Annotated in this window: 14 protein-coding genes; 4 read left to right on the top strand and 10 right to left on the bottom strand. The window is 72.5% G+C overall.

The genetic code is table 11. The features are described 5' to 3' along the window. Complete coding sequence (locus AW272_RS10195) at positions 1–3,129, bottom strand: ATP-binding protein (RefSeq protein ID WP_066363040.1); 3,129 nt, start codon at positions 3,127–3,129, stop codon at positions 1–3. A 145-nt stretch (positions 3,130–3,274) separates the two neighbouring features. Between AW272_RS10195 and AW272_RS10190 the strand changes: the two genes are divergently transcribed. Then, positions 3,275–3,781: a monooxygenase family protein gene (locus AW272_RS10190; protein WP_066363036.1), complete on the top strand. Its 507-nt coding sequence runs from the start codon at positions 3,275–3,277 to the stop codon at positions 3,779–3,781. Positions 3,782–3,793: 12 nt separating this feature from the next. Here AW272_RS10190 and AW272_RS10185 read toward each other — a convergent pair whose 3' ends face one another. Further along, positions 3,794–5,092, bottom strand: coding sequence for an MFS transporter (locus AW272_RS10185; protein WP_066363031.1), 1,299 nt, complete (start codon positions 5,090–5,092; stop codon positions 3,794–3,796). Positions 5,093–5,094: 2 nt separating this feature from the next. Beyond that, positions 5,095–6,012: an alpha/beta hydrolase gene (locus tag AW272_RS10180; protein WP_066363029.1), complete on the bottom strand. Its 918-nt coding sequence runs from the start codon at positions 6,010–6,012 to the stop codon at positions 5,095–5,097. A 115-nt stretch (positions 6,013–6,127) separates the two neighbouring features. Between AW272_RS10180 and AW272_RS10175 the strand changes: the two genes are divergently transcribed. Together AW272_RS10175 and AW272_RS10170 are read left to right on the top strand one after the other, a co-directional pair. Then, positions 6,128–8,842, top strand: a complete 2,715-nt coding sequence (locus tag AW272_RS10175; protein ID WP_218010836.1) for an ATP-binding protein — start codon at positions 6,128–6,130, stop codon at positions 8,840–8,842. Positions 8,843–8,934: 92 nt separating this feature from the next. Then, complete coding sequence (locus AW272_RS10170; RefSeq protein WP_083958171.1) at positions 8,935–11,691, top strand: helix-turn-helix transcriptional regulator; 2,757 nt, start codon at positions 8,935–8,937, stop codon at positions 11,689–11,691. A gap of 6 nt (positions 11,692–11,697) precedes the next feature. Here the strand turns inward: AW272_RS10170 and AW272_RS10165 are convergent, their stop codons facing one another. The 3 genes from AW272_RS10165 to AW272_RS10155 form a co-directional block, all read right to left on the bottom strand. Then, complete coding sequence (locus AW272_RS10165) at positions 11,698–12,894, bottom strand: hypothetical protein (RefSeq protein WP_157518460.1); 1,197 nt, start codon at positions 12,892–12,894, stop codon at positions 11,698–11,700. Positions 12,895–12,950: 56 nt separating this feature from the next. Next, positions 12,951–13,385, bottom strand: a complete 435-nt coding sequence (locus AW272_RS10160; protein ID WP_066363023.1) for a hypothetical protein — start codon at positions 13,383–13,385, stop codon at positions 12,951–12,953. Positions 13,386–13,497: 112 nt separating this feature from the next. After that, entirely contained in the window at positions 13,498–14,058 is a 561-nt protein-coding gene (locus AW272_RS10155) for a TetR/AcrR family transcriptional regulator (RefSeq protein WP_066363020.1), read from the bottom strand. A gap of 95 nt (positions 14,059–14,153) precedes the next feature. Between AW272_RS10155 and AW272_RS10150 the strand changes: the two genes are divergently transcribed. Next, positions 14,154–15,083, top strand: coding sequence for an oxidoreductase (locus tag AW272_RS10150; protein WP_157518459.1), 930 nt, complete (start codon positions 14,154–14,156; stop codon positions 15,081–15,083). Here the strand turns inward: AW272_RS10150 and AW272_RS10145 are convergent. From AW272_RS10145 to AW272_RS10130, 4 genes are read right to left on the bottom strand one after another with little or no spacing between them, the layout of a single operon-like run. Beyond that, positions 15,072–16,232, bottom strand: a complete 1,161-nt coding sequence (locus tag AW272_RS10145; RefSeq protein ID WP_218010855.1) for a sulfate adenylyltransferase subunit 1 — start codon at positions 16,230–16,232, stop codon at positions 15,072–15,074. The two genes, AW272_RS10150 and AW272_RS10145, sit on opposite strands and share 12 nt — an antisense overlap. Then, the gene (gene cysD / locus AW272_RS10140; RefSeq protein WP_066363015.1) at positions 16,229–17,125 is read right to left on the bottom strand and encodes a sulfate adenylyltransferase subunit CysD; all 897 of its coding nucleotides are present in this window, start codon (positions 17,123–17,125) and stop codon (positions 16,229–16,231) included. Before cysD ends, AW272_RS10145 begins: the two co-directional genes overlap by 4 nt. Next, positions 17,122–19,047 (bottom strand): M20/M25/M40 family metallo-hydrolase, encoded by a 1,926-nt coding sequence (locus AW272_RS10135; protein WP_245657383.1) that lies wholly within the window; start codon positions 19,045–19,047, stop codon positions 17,122–17,124. The genes cysD and AW272_RS10135 overlap by 4 nt, the downstream gene beginning before the upstream one ends. Positions 19,048–19,051: 4 nt before the next feature. Continuing rightward, positions 19,052–19,819, bottom strand: a complete 768-nt coding sequence (locus AW272_RS10130; protein WP_066363012.1) for an SDR family NAD(P)-dependent oxidoreductase — start codon at positions 19,817–19,819, stop codon at positions 19,052–19,054. Positions 19,820–19,826 lie beyond the last annotated feature (7 nt).

The following is a 19,826-nucleotide window of genomic DNA, read 5'->3' as shown; positions in this document are numbered from 1 at the left end:
TCAGAGCCCGGCGAGGAACCTCTCGGCGCGCCGGGCGAACAGATGGGCCTCGCGTTCGGCCGACCGGGCGTGGGCCTTCTCGGCTGAGGCCCGGACCACGGCGACGGGTTCTCCTGCGGCCTGGAGCAAGCGCGCCCGGTGCAGCAGGAGCAGGCCCTCCGCGTAGCGCTGGCCATAGGCACCGAGGGCCCGGTCGCCCCGGTCGAGAGCGGCGGCGGCCCGCTCGGGACGCCCGGCCGCCAGCCACATGTCGGCGATCAGTCCGTAGTGGTGGGCTATCCCCCACCTCGGCGGATCGAGCAAGTGGTCGGCCAGCAGCAGTTCGGCCTCGGCGGCGGCACCGGCCGGGTCGTCGCCGGTGAGGGCACGCGCCCAGCACCAGTTCAGGCGGATGTAGTGGTCGATCTGGGCGTTGAGACGGTCGAGGCCGGCGGCGACCCACCGCTCACCGGCCCGCCTCGCCAGGGCGGCGTCACCGGCCATGGACGCGATCATGGTGGTGTAGTAGGCCCAGACCGAGACGGCGTAGGAGTCGCCCGGGTCGTCCCAGGTGTCGACGAAGGCCAGGGCCGTGTCGACGTCGCCGTGCAGCGCGGTCGTCACGGCCTGCCATCCAGGCCCCTCCCCCGGAATGCCCCCGTCGCGCCGGAGCGGGGTCTCCTCCCGCGCCGAGACGGAAGGGCCGCCGTCGACCGCGGTGAAGGACCGGAAGGCCGCGCCGATGTTGCCGATGTCCCACTGGTGCAGGCCCCAGGCCTGCCGGCTGTACACCCGGACGGTCGGATCGGGCGACGCCTGGCCGTGTTCGAGCATCCGGCGGGCCAGCCGTCCGCGGTCCTCGTCGATGGTCGTGTAGGCCCCGATCAGGCGGATGAAGAGGAAGTCGGCGGCCTCCGCGTCCCGGCCGAGGGCGCGGGCCAGGTATTCGGCGCGCTCCAGCAGGTCGAACGTCGAGCCGCCGAACCCCGCCTGCCTTCTGGCGACGATGGCGAGCAGGGTGAGGGCGGACAGTTCCAGCTCCATGAGTCCCGCCGTCCGCGCGATCCGCGCGGCCGACTGAAGGTGCCGGCCGGCGGCCTCGAACGCGAGCTTGGACGCCGCGCGGTGCCCCGCCCGCACCAGCGCCGCCGCGGTGCGGACCGGCTCGCTCAGAGGTCCGGCGGCCCACAGGTGGTAGGCGAGCCGTTCGGCGACGGACTCGTCGTCCGCGTGGGTCTGTTCGAGAGCGTCCGCGACACGGAGATGCAGCCGGACTGCCCGCTGCCGCGCCGTGGTCTCCGAGACCGACTCGCGGACCAGGTCGTGCGCGAAGCGCAGCGAGAAGGGGTCTTCCGGGTGGGTCTCCAGCAGACCCAGGGCCTGCAGGGGCTCCAGGCGTTCGAGGCAGTCGGCGACGTCGACCCCGGCGGCGCGGGAGAGCAGCCTGAGTTCGACGTCGCGGCCGATGAGCGCGGCGACGTGCAGCAGGTCGCGCGCGCGGTCGTCGAGGCCGGCCATCCGATCGCGGACCACGTCGCGCACGGTGGACGGCACCCCGGCGTCGCCGAGCACGCCGCCCGCGCCGAGGAGCCGTGACAGTTCCCGGACGAAGAACGGGTTGCCCGCCGTACGGGCGTGGATGGTGCGGGCGACGCCGTCGCCGGGGTCGTGGCCTGTTTCGCGGCGGATGAGCTGGGCCACGGCGGCCGGGTCGAGGGGACCGAGCCGGAACCTGCGGTGGCCGGGCAGCCTGCCGGCCGAGGCCAGCACCCGGGACAGGCCGGAATCGACTGCGGGGGCGCGGTCGCGCAGCGCGCCGATCATCGCGGCGCCGCCCGGCAACCGGCCCGCCAGATGGCTGAAGAGCTGGAGGGAGGCGGCGTCGGCCCATTGGAGGTCGTCGAGGATCAGGAGTGCCGGCCGTCGCGCCGAGGCCTGGCCGACGACGGCGACCACCTGTTCGAACAGCCGGAACCGGGCCGTGTCGTCGGGAACCGCCCGGGTGTCGTCGTCGCGCGTTTCGAGGAGGCCGCCGAGTTCGCCCGCGCGCCACTTCTCCCGCTCCGGCGCGGGCAGGCTGTCGACGACCGCGCCCAGCGCCTGTTCCCAGGGCCACATCGCCGGCGTCCCGTCGCCCTGCAGGCAGGAGCCCCAGACGACGAGTGCGCCGTGCCGGACCGCCACGGCGGCGGCCTCTTCCAGCAGGCGGGTCTTCCCCGCCCCCGGTTCGCCCTCGACGACGCCGATCGCCGTGCTCCCGGCGAGCGCCCTCTCCACGACGTCCCGCAGCACGCCCAGCTCCTTGGCCCGGCCGATCAGGGCGGACGGCGTCGTCGCCCGGATCGGCGCCGGCGTCGAGGGCTGGGTCAGCACCTTGCGGTGCATGTCCTTCAACGCCGGACCGGGCTCGACGCCGAGTTCGTCGGCGAGGCGGTCGCGGACCGTGTGGAACACCGACAGGGCCTCCGCGTGGCGTCCGGTGGCGTCGAGGGCGCCAATGAGAGCGGTCTGCACGGGTTCGTGGAACAGCGCCACCGACGCGGCCTGCCGCAACGCCGGGAGCACCCGCTTCGCCTGGCGCAGCGATATCGCGAGATCGGCCGCCGCCACACACGTGGTGTAGAACTCGTCGTCGACGGCGGCGAAGACCGCCATCGCGGTCGTCCCCTCGGCGACGCCGTTACCCGCCGGGCCGCGCCAGAGGCCGAGCGCCGCGACGTAGTGGTCGAGCGCCGCTTCGCGGCTCCGCCGGGCCAGGGCCGCCTCGGCGGCGTCGACGAGTTCCCGGAAGGCGACGAGGTCCAGCGTGCCGGGGGTGGCGGTGAACAGATAGGAACCACCGTGGCGCTGCAGGAACGAACCGGCTTCGCGGAGGAGGAGCGCGGGTTCGAGCGCCCGCCGCAACGCTCCGACGTATTTCTGGATGACGTTGAGGGCGCTGGAGGGGGCGTCGTCGCCCCAGATCAGGTCGATCAGCTCGCCCGTGCTGATCGGCCGGCCCGCCTGGGCCAGGAGCAGGGCCAGCAGATATGCCTGCTGCCGGGGGCCGGCGTCGAGTTCGACACCGTCGCGCCAGATCCGTAGCGGACCGAGGATCTGCAGGCGCAGGCCTTCGCTACCGGCCCGGACCGGAGGGGCTGAGCTATCCACGCCGCTTCCCGCTCGAATTCGTCTGTGATCCGCGGAAACAGCCGACAGGGAAGTCTCCGTTCACACTTTCCAGGTTTCGTTCAGTAGTAGTCAAGTTCGCATTCGTACATTAAGGCCGTGTAAAACGAGCGATAAGGAGCGCTGGATGCCCACTCGAGTGACCCGGCAGACCGTCGACCTGTCCGCGTATCCCGACCTCATCGTCCTGTATCTGGGCATGCGGGTGAATCGTCTGTACGGGGTCCGGACCTTCCTCGGCTTCGGCAAGAAGATCCAGGAGTCGGTCGCGAGCCGGCCGGACGGGCTGCTGCTGCACGAGCCGGTCTTCTACTCGGTCTTCCCGATGAACATGGGGATGCGCCAGTACTGGCGGGACCTGCCGTCGCTGCTCGCCTACGCCCGGTCCGAGCCGCACCGGCAGTGGTGGCTGGACTTCCTGCGGGACTCGGGCGGCACCGGTTTCTGGCACGAGACGTACTCGGCCAAGGGTGGCATGGAGGCCGTCTACGACGACATCCCCCGGCCGCTCGGCTTCGGGCGCTTCGCCGGAATTCAGCGCGCGCGGGGACCCATGTTCGGTTCCGCGTCCCGCCTGGGACGTTCCGACGACAGCAGCCCGGTCCTGAGCGAGACGGACCTCTACGGGTCCTGACCGGACCAGCCGTCAGACGACCGCGCCGACAGGGGCCGGCGCGGTGCTGACGGGCTCGTTCAGGTCCCGGTCCCGGGTCTCCGGAGCCAGCGCCACGGCGGTGCAGCAGATCAGCGCGCACCCCGCGATCAGTGCCGCGATCGGCCATGACGCGCCGCCTGTCGCCGCGACCAGGGCGGTGGCCACCAGGGGGGCGGGGCCGCTGCTCAGCGCCGCCCCCCACTCGCGCACGGCGGCGATGCCGCTGTACCGGTAGCGGGTGTCGAACAGTTCGGCGAACAGCGCGGCCTGCGCGGCGGACATGGCGGTGATGCCGATCCCGTACGCGAAGGTCACCGACAGCACGATGAGCACGGGCTCGCGGGTGTCCAGCAGCCAGAACATCGGGAAGGCGAACAGGGCCAGCAGGATCGCCCCGCCGAGGAACACCGGCCGCCGGCCGACGCGGTCGCTGAGCAGGCCGAACAGCGGCCCGGCGACGATGGCCACGCAGGCGGAGGCGATGTTGGCGATCAGGCCGACCGTCGCCGGCACACCGAGGGTCCTGGTGACGTAGGACAGCACGAAGACCTGGATGAGGTAGCCCACCGCTCCGTAGGGCGCGGTGGCGAAGAAGAGGGTGAGCACGCTCCGGGGCTGGCGCCGCAGCACCTCCATCAGGGGGAAACGGCTCACCCCGCGCTCGCGCTGCCGCTCGAACACCTGCGACTCCGGCAGCCGCGACCTGACGTACAGCCCGAGAGCGACTCCGGCCAGGCTGAGCAGGAACGGGATCCGCCAGCCCCATTCCTGGAAGCCGGGCAGCGCCGAGGCGAGCGTGAAGACCAGGGTGGCCAGCAGGATGCCCACCGACACTCCGGCTCCGGGCAGCGAGGTCCACAGGCCGCGCCGCCGGGGCTCGCTGGCCTCGGCCGCGATGACCAGCGCCCCGGCGAACTCGGCGCCCGCGCCGAACCCCTGTGCCACGCGCAGCAGCACCAGCAGGATCGGGGCCAGCACGCCGGCCGTCTCGTAGGTGGGCAGCAGTCCGATGCCCGCCGTGGACACGCCCATCAGCAGCAACGTGGCGGCGAGCATCGGGCGGCGGCCGACGCGGTCGCCGAAGTGGCTGAAGATCGCGCCGCCGATCGGGCGGGCGACGAAACCGACGGCGAAGGCGGCCATGGAGCCGAGGGTGCTCGCGATCGGGCTGCCGGCCGGGAAGAACTGGTCGTTGAAGACGAGCGCGGCGGCGAGTCCGAAGAGGGCGAAGTCGTACCATTCCACGACGCTGCCCACCACCGCGGCGCTGACGAGCCGTTTCGCGGTCATGATCACTTCCTCCGCAGGATCTGGGCCAGGAAGCGCCCGGCCTGGTCGATGGCCATCGCGGCGGCGTGGGTGCCGCGCAGGGCGTTGAGGGTGACGAACCCGTGGATCACCCCGTCGTAGCGTACGGAGGTGGCCGTGACGCCGGCCGCCCGCATCCGGGCCGCGTAGGCCTCGCCCTCGTCCCGCAGGATGTCGGCCTCCGCCGTGATGACCAGGGCCGGGGGCAGCGCCGCGAGGTCGGCGTCGGTGGCGCGCAGCGGGCAGGCGGTCATCTCGGCCCGGTGGACCGGGTCGGCGAGGTACTGGTCCCACGACCAGCGCATGTCGGCGGCGCGCAGGAAGTAGCCCTCGGCGAACTCCCAGTAGGAGCCGGTGTCCGCGGAGGCGTCGGTGGCCGGGCAGAGCAGAAGCTGCCCGGCCAGGTCACGGGGGTCGAGCAGGGCCAGCGCGGCGGCCAGCGCGCCGCCTTCGGCGTCACCGGCGACCGCGATCCGGGCGGGGTCGAGGCCGTGCGCGGCGCCGTGCGAGCGGATCCAGCCGAGGGCGGCGCGGGCCTCGCGCAGGGCGACCGGATAGCGGGCCTCGGGCGCCCGGCTGTAGTGGACGAAGGCCACGGCGGCGCCGGAGCCCCGGGCGAGTTCGCGGGCCAGCCTGCCGTGGCTGTGCTCACCGCCGAAGACCCAGCCGCCGTGCAGGTAGACCACGACGGGCAGCGGACCGCCGGCGTGATCGGGGCGGAAGAGCGTCAGGCCGGCGTCCGTGAGACGTTCCCGCGTGACGCCCGGGACCAGGAACTCGGGGTGCTGGAGATCGCGGATGGCGGCGCGGGCCTCGGCGGGCGGCATGCCGTACAGGAAGGGGGGCTGAGCGGTGGCGTCGGCCAGCGCCTTGGCGGCGGGCTCCAGCACGGATCTGCGCATGACGGCTCCAGGGGTCGACGCCGCAGCCGACCTTAGGGGGAACTCGCACCAGGGGCATTCGTCACGTGACGTACACCTGAGACAATCCGGGGGCGATCACGGGAGGAGCCGGTCAGTGACCCCCTTAATCGGGCGCGAACGCGAGACCGCCCGCCTCGAAGCGCTCGTGGACGACGTCCGCGAGCGCGGCGACGCGCTGGTGGTGCGTGGCGCTCCCGGCATCGGCAAGTCGGCGCTGCTGGCGGTCGCGGCGGCCCGCGCGCGGTCGCGTGAGGTGACCGTGTCGAGCACCTCGGGCGTGCAGAGCGAGACGCACCTGCCGTTCGCGGGCCTCTACCAGCTCGTGCACCCCCTGCTCAAAACGGCCGGTGACCTGCCCGCCCCGCAGCGCGAGGCCCTGCTGGGCGCCTTCGGCATGGCGGACGTGAGCTCCCCCGAACCGTTCCTCATCGCGCTGGCCGTTTTGAACCTGCTCGGCGAGGCGGCGGCGCAGCGGCCGATCCTCATGCTCGTGGACGACGTGCAATGGCTCGACCGGCCCACCACAGAAGTGCTCGGCTTCGTGGCCAGACGGGTGCGGTCGGAACCGATCGTGCTGCTGCTCGCCGTCCGCGACGGCTACCCCACCAGCCTCGACGACGGCGACGTGGCCGAACTGCGGCTGGCCGGGCTGAACCCGCACGACGCCGAGGCGCTGCTGGACTCGCGGGCTCCGGCGCTGCCGGTGGGCATGCGCTGGCGGGTGCTGGCCGAGGCGGCGGGCAACCCGCTGGCCCTGGTCGAGCTGCCCCGGGCGCTGACCACGGCGAGCACGGGCAACCTGGAGTTCCTCCCGCTGACCGCGCGCCTGGAGCGCGCTTTCGCCGCGCGTCTGGCGCTGCTGCCGCCGGGCACCCGGTTGCTGCTGCTGGCCGCCGCCGCCGACGACGGGCCCGACCTGACCACCGCGCTGAAGGTCGCCGCCGTCGTCACCGGCGAGCCGGCCACCGCCCACGCGCTGAGCCCCGCCGTGGACGCCGGGCTGGTCGAGGCCGACGCGGACGGCATCCACTTCCGCCACCCGCTGGTGCGCTCGGCCGTCTACCAGAAGGCCGGGGTCGCCGACCGCCTGGCCGTCCACGCGGCGCTGGCCGATGTGCACGCCGGCAACCCCGACCGCAGGACCTGGCACCGCGCCGCGGCCATCGCCCACCGGGACGACTCTGTCGCCGACGACCTGGAGCAGGTCGCCGCGCGGGCCCAGCGGCGCGGCGCGATCACCGTGGCGGTGTCGGCGCTGCGCCGTGCCGCCGAGGTCGGCGACGACCGGGGCGCCCGGGTCGAACGGCTGCTGCGCGCCGCCGAACTGTCCTTCGAGCTGGGCCAGACCGGCCAGATCGCCGAGCTGACCGCGCTGGCCGAGCCCGATCTGGAGGGCGAACGCCAGCAGGCCCGGCTCGCGTGGCTGAAGGAGGTGCGCGAGGAGAACCGCGACGAGGGCGCGCCCCGCATCCTGCGGCTCATCGCCGCCGCCGAGAGCGTCGCCGACCGCACTCTCGCGCTCAACTTCCTGCGCGCCGCGGCGCTGCGCTGCTGGTGGACCGACTCCGGCTGGGACCTGCGGCAGCGCGTCGTCACCCTGGCCGAGCACCTGGCCACCGGTCCTGACGACCCGGAGCTGCTGCAGATCCTGGCCACCGTCAGCCCCGTCGAGAGCGGCGGCCTCGTGATGGAACGCCTGGCCGCGCTGCGCGACCGGCGCTTCGACGGGCCCATGTCCAGGATCCTCGGCGTGGCGGGCAGCGCGATGGGCGCGCACGACCTGGCGGTGCCGTTCCTCAACGCGGCCATCGCCGACCTGCGGTCGCAGGGCCGGTTGGGGCTGCTCGCCCAGGCGCTGGTCTCGCTGGTCTGGAGCCTGCTCTTCTGCGGCGACGCGCCGGGCGCGCTGCTGGCCGCCGAGGAGGCCGAGCGCCTGGCCCGCGAGACCGCGCAGGACCGCTGGCACGCCTCCTCGTTCGCCGCGCAGGCGATGGTCGCCGGATTCCGGGGTGAGGAGGCGCAGGGCCTGGCGCTGGCCGCCGAGGCCGAGCGCGCGCTCGGCGCCCGCCCCAACAGCTCCAACCTCGTGCTCATCGAGCACGCCCGAGGGGTGATCGCGCTGTGCGCCGGACGGCACGAGGACGCCTACGGCCACCTGCGGCGCCTGTTCGACCCCGCCGACGTCGCCTTCCACCCGCTGGTCCGGCTGTGGGCCATCCCCGACCTGCTCGAAGCCGCACTGCCCGCCCACCGGGAGGAGATCAGGCCGCTCCTGGCCGAGGCGGAGGAGATCGGCAGGCGCACACCCGCCACCCTCCTCCACCAGAACCTGCGCCACGCACGGGCGCTCATGGCCGACGACGCCGACGCCGAACGCCTCTACCTGGACGCCCTCAACGCCGACCCGGCCCCGTGGCCCATCGGCCGGGCCCGGCTGCTGCTCGCCTACGGGATCTGGCTGCGCCGCCGGCGCCGGATCCAGGACGCGCGGGTGCCGCTGCGCACCGCGCGCGACGCCTTCGACGCGCTCGGCCTGCTGGCCTGGGGAGAGAAGGCCCGCCAGGAGCTGCGGGCGGCGGGCGAGACCAGCGACCTGCGCGTCTCCAGCGGAGTCGACCGGCTCACGCCGCAGGAGCTGCACATCGCCCGGCTGGCGGCGGGCGGGCTGTCCAACCGGGAGATCGGCCAGCAGCTCTACCTGTCGCACCGCACCGTCAGCACCCACCTCTACCGGCTGTTCCGCAAGCTCGGCATCACCGCGCGCGGGCAGTTGCGCGACGCGCTCGGCCCCTCGGCGTACGTCGGCTGACGGATGCCGCCCGGCCACGCCGCCACGTAGCGTCGATCCCGCCAGGTCACGGACGGCGCTTCGGGAAGGGTGACGAGCATGGGGTCAGCGACGTGGCCCCTGTGATCATCGGGCGGGCCGGGGAGCGCGCGGCGCTCGATCGTTTCGCCGCCGCCCTGCTCGACGGGTTGAGCGGTGTCGTCGTCCTGCGCGGCGACGCCGGCGTCGGCAAGACCGTGCTGCTCGACCACGTCGCGTCGACGGTGCCGCCCCAGGCCGTGGTCGCCCGGGTGGCGGGCGTGCGGGAGGAGGCGGTGTTCGCGTACGCCGCGCTGCACCGCCTGGTCATCCCGTTCCTCCACCGGCACGAGAACCTGATCCCCACGCAGGCGCGGGCGCTGCGGGTGGCGTTCGGGCTGGCCGACGGGCCGCCCCCGGACCGGCTCCTGGTCGGCCTGGCCACGCTGGGCCTGCTGGCCGACGCGACCGCCGAACAGCCGGTCCTGCTGTGCGTCGACGACGCGCAGTGGCTCGACGACGAGTCGCTGGGCGTGCTGGCCTTCGTGGCCCGCCGGGCCTACGCCGAGGGCATCGGCCTGGTCTTCGCCATGCGCACCGAACTGCCGGGCCTGGCCGGGCTGCCGGTCACCGAGGTGACCGGACTGCCGGAGCACGACGCGCTCGAACTCCTGCGCACCACCGTCGGCGGCGCCCTGGACGAACGGGTCGCGATCCGCCTCGTCGCCGCCACCGCCGGGAACCCGCTCGCGCTCACCGACCTGGGCCGCGAGCTGTCGTCCGAGCAGCTCAGAGGGGGTCTTTCGCTGCCCGACCCGCTGCCGATCGGCGGCAGGCTGGAGGAGCACCACCTCCGGCAGGTCAGAGACCTGCCGCCCGACACGCAGACCTGGCTGCTGCTGGCCGCCGCGGAACCCGACGGCGACCTGGCCCACATCACCGCGGCGGCCGAAGCCCTGGGACTGAACCCGGCGGCGACCGCTCCGGCCGAGTCGGCCCGGATGCTCGCCGTGGGCCGGACCGCCGTCTTCCGGCATCCCCTGATCCGCTCGGCCGTCTACGGCGGCGCGACCAGCGTGAACCGCAGGCGGGTCCACTGCGCGCTGGCCTCGGCGACCACCCGGCCGGCCGACGCGGACCGGCGGGCCTGGCATCTGGCCGCCGCGTGCCGGTGGCCCGACGAGCGGGTCGCGGCCGAACTCGAACGCTCCGCCGAACGGGCCGGGGCACGCGGCGGTTTCGCCGCACGGGCCATCCACCTGGCCAGAGCCGCCGAGCTCACCCCGCAGGGCCCTGACCGCGACCGCCGGCGGGTCGCCGCCGCCGAGGCCTCCTTCATCGGCGGCGCCCCCATGCAGGCCCAGACCCTGCTCGGCGCTCTCGACGAGGCCGATCTCGACGACGTCACCCGGGGCCGCGCGCTGATCGTCCAGGGCGGCGCGTCGTCGTCGCTGGGCGTGCCGGGCGCCTTCGGGCGCGCCCCCGCGGTGTTCATGGAGGCCGCCCGCGTGCTGGCCGGAGTCGCCCCGGAACTGGCGAGGGCCGCGCTGATCCGGGCCGCGGAAAGCGCGGTGACCGCCGGGCATCTGATGACCGGCACGACCCTCACCGAGATCGCCACGGCCGCCCGGGAGCTGGGCGGCGACGATCCCGTCCTCACGGCCTTCCGGATCCTGGTCCTGGACGGCTACGAGGCGGCCGTCCCCCACCTGCGGCGCGCGGCCGAGCGGGTGCTCGACCCGGCGACCTCCGACGACGAGGTCCTGCTCACGTCCATCCTGACCGTCACCCTGGTCATGGTGCTCTGGGACGACGACACCCAACGCGCCGTGCTGCGCCGCACCGTCGAGGTGGCCCGCCGGACGGGCTCCCCATTCAGCCTCGACGCGTCGCTCTACGCCTGGTCGATGCAGGAGACCAGGCTGGGCGACCTCGACCGGGCCGACGCCCTGATCGTCCAGTGCCACCAGATCCGCTCGGCCACCGGCGCCGGTGAAGACCTGCTGGAGATCCACCGCCATCCCGAGCTGCTGGCCCGGCGCGAGGGCGAGCACCTGGAGACCCGGCTGGCCCGCACGATGGAGGCCGCGACCACGCTGGGCGTGGGCGCGATCGAGGCGCAGGGCCGCATCGGCCGGGCCCTGATCGCGCTGGGCCGAGGTGAATACGCCCAGGCCGCCCATGTCCTCCGGCAGCTCGTCGACGGCGACGGCCTGGCCGTCCACACCCGCCTGCTGCCCGACCTGGTCGAGGCGGCGCTGCGCTCGGGCGACCGGATGCTCGCCGAACGGACGCTGGAGACGCTCACCCGCCGCGCCACCGCCAGCGGCGCCCCCCGCGCGCTGGGGGTGCTGGCCTTCTCCCAGGCGCTGCCGGCCCACGGCGACCACGCCGAAGCGCTGTATCGGCGGGCCCTGGACCATCTCGACGGCCTGCCCTCACCGAGCGACCTGGCCCGCGCCCATCTGCTGTACGGCGAATGGCTGCGCCGCCGCAGACGACGCCGCGACGCCCGCCACCACCTGCGCACCGCGCTCACGCTCTTCGAGCGGCACGGCCTGACCGGCTTCGCCGCCCGCGCCCGCAAGGAACTCGCCGCCACCGGCGAACCGGCCCGCCCCGGCTCCGGCGACGCGGCCACCGGCCTCACCCCGCACGAGGTGTCGATCGCGACCCTCGCGCGGGGCGGCGCCACCAACGGCGAGATCGCCACGCGCCTGTTCCTGTCGGCCAACACGGTCGACTACCACCTGCGCAAGATCTTCAGAAAACTCGGCGTGACCTCACGACGCCAGCTCAGCGACGCCATGGACGACAGATCGAGACCCCGCCGACCGGAGAACCGGCGGTAGCGACCGTCAGCGAACAGCGGCCAGGTTCAGCACGGAGATCTGCGTGCCATCGGCCTGCTGCCGGGTGACGCATCCGGTCGAGCTCTTGGACGGGCGAGCCGGCGCGACGACGCCCTCGGCGCTCCCGCAGGTTCTGACGGCGCGCCGACTGGGATCCCAGTAGACGACGGACGTGGGGGACGAGGAGAGCCCCACCCCGAAGGCCGCCAGATCACCGATCTTGGCCACCCTCCTGGTCTGGGGATCGTAGACGACCGTGGCGGACGCGTCGGCCGTCTTGCTTCCTCCCGCGAGAAGGAAGCCTCCGGCCAGGGCAGGCTGGTCAAGGGATCTCAGCCCCGGGGCGACGTGCCGCCCGGAGCCGTCCGGCTTCTGGACGAGCATCCCCTCACGCGTGTACCCCGAGCACCATGCCTCGTCGCAGCGGAAGCCCCGGACCGAGGCGGGCGTACCCACCGCGGTCGTCGTCCCGGTTTCGAGGTTGACGATCTTCTGCTGCCCGGACGCCGCGTTCCCGGAGACGTCGCTCGCCCACGGCCAGCCGAGCAGGTGCAGCCCCGCGCCCTCCGTGACCCGCTCAGGAGTCCCTCCGGTGAGGGGGACCCGGTAGATCCCCCCGGAACGGACCGACCAGACGACCTCGTCCGCGACGACCCCGAGACGCTCCACCTCACTGGCCTCACCGGTGAGCTCGGCCAGCTGGATCGCCCCGCCCCCGGTCCGGGGGACCGCCCAGACATCCGCCCACTTGTCGTCGTCGTTGGGAGTGCTCCCCCACCACACGAAGTGCGCGGATCCCACCTCGACCTGCTGCGCGTAGTAGCCCTTGATCCCGGCCGGTTCCGGCATCTCCGCGACGACCCGGCCGGTCTTCGCGACCGAGTCGTAGATCTCCAGCCGGGACGCCTTCTCGAAGGAGGTCTCGGCGGTGACCAGGATCTCGGTCGCGGACAGACCCGTGACCGGCCGGTAGGCCGCCCCGTCGGGAGCCTTGGCCGGCATCGTGAAGACGGCGTCCCGCCACACCTCGCTCACCGGAGCAGCCACCGCCGCACTCCGCGCACCGGCGTCCGTCTCCTCACCCCGGGTGCCGGAGACCACCGCGGTGGCGCCGACAACGGTGGCCAGAACTCCGGCCGCCGCGATGACGGCGAGGAAATTCCGGTTGCGCGCTAAAGAAGGGCTCGCTGACTCGACATTCATCCTGAATTACTCCCCTGTCCTCGTCCGGCTGCCATTGCTGCGTATGCCGGCTGAGATCACCAGCTGGGGTAGAGGCGTCGATAGGACGAGCAGGCGGGATTCGCGTACGCGTCGCTCGTGCAGAGCAGATATTGCTGGTAGATCGGATGGTCGCTGTAGGTGTCCAGCCATGACAGGACGATGCCGTCGAGGCGGACACTGCAGCCGGCGCCGCACGCGGACTCGCCGATCATGTCGTTCGTCTGGTTCTGTTCCGCGATCCACACCTCAGCACGGCGGCCGTCCTTCAGGGTGTCCTTGATCCAGGACGGGTGATGGAATTCGATGTCGTCGAAATCGATGTCGTCGGTGTCCAGATAGAAGCAGCTGTTGAGGTTGGTCTGCGCTCCCGTCATGCTTCCCGACGCGTTGTCGCAGCCGGCCCAGAGGTCGGCGTACGCGGGGCTGGAGAACAGGGGAATTGTGGTCAGCACCAAAAGGAGGGCGAACAAAGAGCGAGTTAATGCTTGCGAAGCACGCCTCAACTAACATTCCCTTCTCTTGACCGAATTCCTTACAACGATCAATATGCGTTGTAAGGATCTTCACGTCAAGGTCGCGGGATCAGGGGGCGACGAGCCGGCGGACGGAGTCGACGACCAGGCTCCGGCGTGACTCGGCCGGGACCAGCGCGCGCGTCTCCTCGCCCTGGTGGTGCCACATGTTCGCGATCGTCAGCACCAGGGAGAGCACCTCGCCCGGGGCGATCCGGTCGGTCACGACGCCGCGCCGCTGGGCGTCGGCTATCACGGCCACCTTGGCGGCCATCGCCCCGGTGACCGAGGCGCGCGGCCCGGCGTGCTCGCCGCGTTCCAGCATGTACCAGGCGACGAAGCGCATGACTTGAGGATGGGCCAGGCCCGCGTCGTAGAGGCGGCCGGCGTATTCGGGGAGGTCGTCCGCGTCGATCGGGATGCCGTCGACGGTCTGCTCGACGACGGCGTCGTAGACCGCCTCGAAGAGCCCTTCCTTGCCGTCGTAGAAGGAGTAGACGTGCCCGGCGCTGACCCCGGCGCGCTTGGCCAGCCGGTCGACGCGGGCGCCGGCGACGCCGTGTTCGGCGAACTCGGCGAGGGCGGCGGCCAGCAGGAGCTGCTTCTTCGTGTCGGGGTCTCGCACTCTCATGACCCCTCATTGTTCTTAATGAACGTTCATTTGACAACTCGCGACCAGGCGTGCCAGCTTAGTAAATGAACACTCATTCAATTGGAGGCGGGATCATGACCATGACCATCCCCCGCTGGACCCCGGCGGAGATCGCCGACCAGAGCGGCCGCACCGCGTTCATCACCGGCGGCAACAGCGGCATCGGGCTCGAGACCGCCCGGGTGCTCGCCGCGCACGGCGCCCGTGTCATCCTCGCGGGCCGCAGCCAGGCCAGACTCGACGAGGCCGTGGCCGGACTCCGCGCGGGCCAGCCCCATGCGCGCCTCGACACCGTCGTGGTCGACCTCGGCAGCCTCGCCTCGATCCAGGCGGCCACCGCCCGGGTGGCGGCGACCGAGACGATCGACCTGCTGGTCAACAACGCGGGCATCATGAACGTGCCCGAGCGGCGCACCACGAGCGACGGCTTCGAGCTGACCTTCGGCACCAACCACCTCGGCCACTTCGCCCTCACCGCCGGCCTCATGCCCGCCCTGCGCCGCTCCCCCGCGGCCCGCGTCGTCACCGTCAGCGCGATCGCGGCCACCTGGCGCTCCGGCCGGCTCGACGACCTGATGAGCGAGCGGAGCTACGGCGCGATGACCGCCTACGCCAAGTCCAAGCGCGCCAACGTCGTCTTCACCGTGGAACTTGCCCGGCGCCTGGCCGGAACCGGCATCCAGGCGATCGTCGTCCACCCCGGCTCGGCGGTCACCAACCTCCAGCGGCACGGCGCGGGGGTCCTGAACCGGCTCGTCCTGGCCGCCGCCCGGCGTTTCCTGATGGGCTCACCCGAGGGCGCGGCCTGGCCCTCGCTCTACGCCGCCACCAACCCCGCCGTGCGCAACGGCCAGTTCATCGGGCCCGCCGGCACGGACCAGACCGCCGGGACGCCGAAGCCCGTCGCGCTGCCCAAGGGCGCCGACGACCTGGCGGAGGGCGCGTCCCTGTGGACCCTCAGTGAGCGCCTCACCGGCGTCCGCTTCGCCGTCTCAGGTGACTGAGATCATTCCGGCCGAGCGGGTGGCGCCGTCGGCGGGGTCGATCAGCAGGCAGGCGCCCGTCGTGCGGCTGTCGGCGTAGTCGTCGACGGCCAGGTCTGCGGCGGTGCGGACGACCACGTCGCCGATGTCGTTGATGCCGAGCGAGTCGCCCGGCTCGATCGACGAGACGACCGCCTGGACCGTCCGGGTCGTGTGTTTCACCAGGATCTTTTCGCCGACCCGCAGGTCCTTCTCGTGCAGGTGGCAGACCGTGGCGTGCAGGTCGCGGGTCACCGCGGGGGCCGTGGCCGCCGGGGAGATGAGGCAGCCGCGTGAGACGTCCAGGTCGTCGGTCAGGCGGACCGCGATCGACTGCGGGGCCCAGGCCGTCGTCACCGGGTCGCCCAGCACGTCGATGCCGGCGACGGTGGTCGTGTGGCCGCCCGGCTGGACGGTCACCTTCTCCCCCACGTGCAGGATGCCGCCGGTCAGCTGGCCGGCGTAGGCGCGGCGGCCGCGCGTCTTGATGACGTACTGGACGGGAAGGCGGGCCGGGAGTCCGGTCGGGTCTTCGGCGGCCTCGACCGTTTCGAGGAACTCCATGATGGTCGGGCCGGTGTGCCAGTCCATGTGGGCCGAGGGCGAGACCACGTTGTCGCCGGTCAGCGCCGAGATCGGGATGGCCGTGACCTCGCCGGGGTAGTCGAGGGAGTCGGCGACGGCGGCGAAGACCTCCTCCGACCAGTCGACCAGGTCCATCTTGTTGACCGCGAGCACCAGGTGGGGCACCCGCAGGAGCCCCGAGACGGCGGCGTGCCGTCTGGTCTGCTCGGTCACGCCGTTGCGGGCGTCGACCACGAGGACGACCAGCGAGGCCGTCGAGGCGCCGGTGACCATGTTCCGGGTGTACTGCACGTGGCCCGGGGTGTCGGCCAGGATGAACCGGCGGCGGGGCGTGGCGAAGTAGCGGTAGGCCACGTCGATGGTGATGCCCTGTTCCCGTTCGGCCCGCAGCCCGTCGGTCAGCAGCGCCAGGTCACTGGGCGAGGCGATCTGCGAGAGCTGGTCGGACATCACCGACTTGGAGTCGTGCAGGAGACGTCCGACCAGAGTGGACTTGCCGTCGTCGACGGAACCGGCGGTGGCCAGCCTGAGCAGCGTGGACATCAGAAATACCCTTCTCGTTTGCGGTCCTCCATGGCGGCCTCGGCCAGCCGGTCGTCGGCCCGGGTCGCGCCGCGTTCGGTGATGCGCGAGGCCGCGATCTCCTCGATCACCTCCAGCGGAGTGCGGGCGGTCGACTCGACGGCGCCGGTGCAGGACATGTCGCCGACCGTGCGGTAGCGGACGGTCTTCCGCTGAAGAGGTTCGGAATGGCCGCCCCACGAACCGGGGCAGAGCCACATCCCGCGACGGTCGAACACGTCGCGTTCGTGCGCGTAGTAGATCGGCGGGAGGGCGATGTCCTCGGCCGCGATGTACTGCCAGACGTCCAGCTCGGTCCAGTTGGACAGCGGGAAGACCCGGACATGCTCGCCCGGCACGTGGCGGCCGTTGTAGAGGTTCCAGAGCTCCGGCCGCTGGCGGCGGGGGTCCCAGGCGCCGAACTCGTCCCGCAGGGAGAACACCCGTTCCTTGGCGCGGGCCTTCTCCTCGTCGCGCCGGCCGCCGCCGAAGACGGCGTCGTGGGACCCGCTTTCGATGGCGTCCAGCAGGGGCGTGGTCTGCAGGCCGTTTCGCTCCGGTACGTCCGGCAGCGCGCCCCGGTCGATGTACTCCTGCACCGAGGCGACCTCCAGTCGAAGGTCACTCGTCACCCGGTCACGGAACGCGATGACCTCGGGGAAGTTGTGGCCCGTGTCGACGTGCAGGAGCGGGAACGGCAGCGGCGCGGGGGCGAACGCCTTCAACGCCAGGTGCAGCATGACGATGGAGTCCTTGCCGCCCGAGAAGAGCAGCACCGGCCGCTCGAACTCGCCGGCGGTCTCGCGGAAGATGTGGGCGGCCTCGGCCTCCAGCACCTTCAGGTGGGTGGTGGCGCCTATCTCCAGGGTTGGCATCATGCGGCCCTCCGGACGGTCTGGCTCTCGGCGGCGATCCATTCGGCGAGCGCGCGCGACAGGACACTGCGGGCCTGCCGATACTCCGCGGCCTCCAGGTGCTCGTGCGGGGTGTGGTCGAGCTTGGCGTCGCCGGGGCCGTAGGCGACCATCGGCACCCCCTGCCACGTCGTGGCCAGGGTGTTCATGTCGCTGGACCCCTTCTTGGCCAGGAACCGGCTGACGACTCCTTCGGCCCGGAAGGCCCGCGAGAACGCCTTGACCAGCGGGCTCGTCCGCGCGGTGACGTGTCCGGGGGTGGCCCGGAGCACCTCGACCTCGACGGGCTGGGCGACGTCGCGGATGAGCCCGACGAGGTCGTCCAGGGCCAGGTTCGACGGCACCCGGACGTCCAGGACCGCCTCCCCGAGCTGCACGTCGCCGCCGTTGACGGCGTGGATGCCGAGCACGGCCAGCAGGGCGTCGGGGCCCTCTTCCGTCAGACCCGAGCGGATCCGGGCCAGCACGTCGACCATCTGGTCGGCCGCCGTGGTGACGCCCTGACCCGCCGTGTGCCCGACGGGGTCGGCGACGCCGATCCGGACTTTCAGCAGGCCGTAGTAGCCGATGGTCAGCGCGCCCGCGCCCGAGGGCTCTCCGATGATGACGGCATCCGCCTTGTAGTGGTCGCGGACGAAGAACGCGCCCGCCGAGGTGATCTCCTCCTCGACCGCGCCGACCACGCGGATCTGCACGTCCGGCGGGACGTCGAGGTCGTGCAGGGTCTCCAGGTAGGCGACCAGGCTGCCCTTGGCGTCGACGCAGCCCCGGCCGGAGATGGTGCCGTCATCCCACTGGACGGGCCATCGGTGCGGGACGGTGTCGAGGTGGCCGAGCATGAGGAGACGGTGACGGCCCGAACCCTTCGATGCCACGAAATTCCCGGCTTCGTCGACTTCGGCGTCGATGTCACGCTCGTGGCACCACGAGACCAGGTATTCGGCCAGCTCCCGCTCGTCCCGGGAGACCGAGGAGATCTCCACGGCCCGGGTCAGCAGGGTCAGGTCGTCGGCGGGGACGTCCGCCCGCCAGAACCGGGTGCCGACCTCCAGCGAGTGCGGGCCGGTGATGGCCACGTCGGCGTTCCCGTCGAGGGCGATCTCGGCCGCGCGCACCTTCTGCCGCATGCGGCCCTGGGCGTAGCGGAGCCCCTCCCCTCGACCGATATCCGGAATTCCCGAAATGTCGGAGGAGGGGTCGGCCAGCAGGCCCGGCGTCCCGGTGACCAGCCGCAGATGGTCGGCGTCGAGCGCGTTGGCCAGTTCGGCGGCCAGCACGTCGGCGTCGATGTTCAGCGGCGAACCGCCGTCGGAGGCGGCGGCCGGAGGCGCCACGCAGACGACGTCGAACGCGTCGAGCAACTGCGTCAGGCACTCGGTCGCGACCTCGGACACGGTCCCCGCCCGGTGATCCCTGACGATCACGGATCGGCTCTCGGAGGCCGAGGCACCGCCGTTCAGCTCAGGTCCGGTCAGCTCAGGCCCGGTCAGCCGGGCTCTCAGCGGCGGGTTGAGGTCCGCGGTCACCAGCGAGCCCGCCTGGGCGGTCGAGGTGAAGCAGGTCAGGCCGCGCGAGGTCAGCGCCTCACGCACCCGTGGCAGGGTGACCCGCTCGTAGGCGGCCACGATGTGGTCCATCTCCGCCGGCGGGCAGTAGCGCGCCGTGGAGCCGTTCTTCAGGGCGAGACTCCGCACCGGACGGCCGATGGCCTCGTAGTGGGCGGAGATGCCGGCCGCGCCGCCCGCCACCAGGAGGATCTTCGCGCCGCGGCCGCGCAGGCGGGCCACTTCGTCGAAGACCGTCTCGTGGGCGAGGCTCGCGCTGCCGATCTTGATGACGTAGAGGGCCGCGGTATGGGTCGTGGCGACCTCACCGAGCACAGACACGATTTCACACTCCTCTGGTGTTGCCGCCGTCGGCCACGAAGACCGTCCCGGTGACGTAGGACGCCTGGTCGCTGACGAGGAAGGCGGCCAGCGCGCCGAAGTCGTCGACGTCGCCGACCCGTCCCAGCGGGATCCGCTGAGCGACCTTCACCAGCTCCTCGTCGATGGAGGAGCCGAACTGCTGGTCGAGGATCGGGGTCCGGTGGAAGCCGGGGGCCAGCACGTTCACGGTCACGCCGCTCGCGCCCAGCGCTCCGACCAGGCCCTTCATGTAGCCGAGCAGGCCCAGCCGGGCCACTGACGACAGGCCGCTCTCGGGGTGGGGCTGCTTGACCGACTCGGAGGCGATCATCAGCAGCCGGCCCCAGCCGTCCTTCTTGACGTAGGGCAGCGCGGCCAGGGTCAGCGCGATGTGCGGGATCAGGTTGGCGTCGAGCGCCGCGCGGTAGTCGGCCACGCCGAACGCGTCGACCGGGCCGAACGGCACGCCGCCCGAGTTCGTCACCACGATGTCGATGCCGCCGAGAGTGGCCGCGGTGTCGCGGACCCAGGCGGCGGCGGCGTTCTCGTCGCACAGGTCGACCGGGACGCTCAGCACGTCGCCGTCGCCCATCGCGCTCACCTCGACGTGGGCGCGGGCGAGTTTGTCGGGGTCGCGTCCGCAGATGGCGACGCTGGCCCCCTCGGCGGCCAGGGCCTTGGCGACGCCCAGGCCGAGGCCGCTGCTGGAGCAGGCCACCAGGGCGACACGCCCCTTCAGGCGCAGATCCATGGGATTT

This window comes from Herbidospora mongoliensis (genome assembly GCF_001570545.1).
Taxonomy (GTDB): domain Bacteria; phylum Actinomycetota; class Actinomycetes; order Streptosporangiales; family Streptosporangiaceae; genus Herbidospora; species Herbidospora mongoliensis.
Note: the sequence above shows the minus strand (reverse complement) of the source record. Positions and strands in the feature narration are given on the sequence as shown.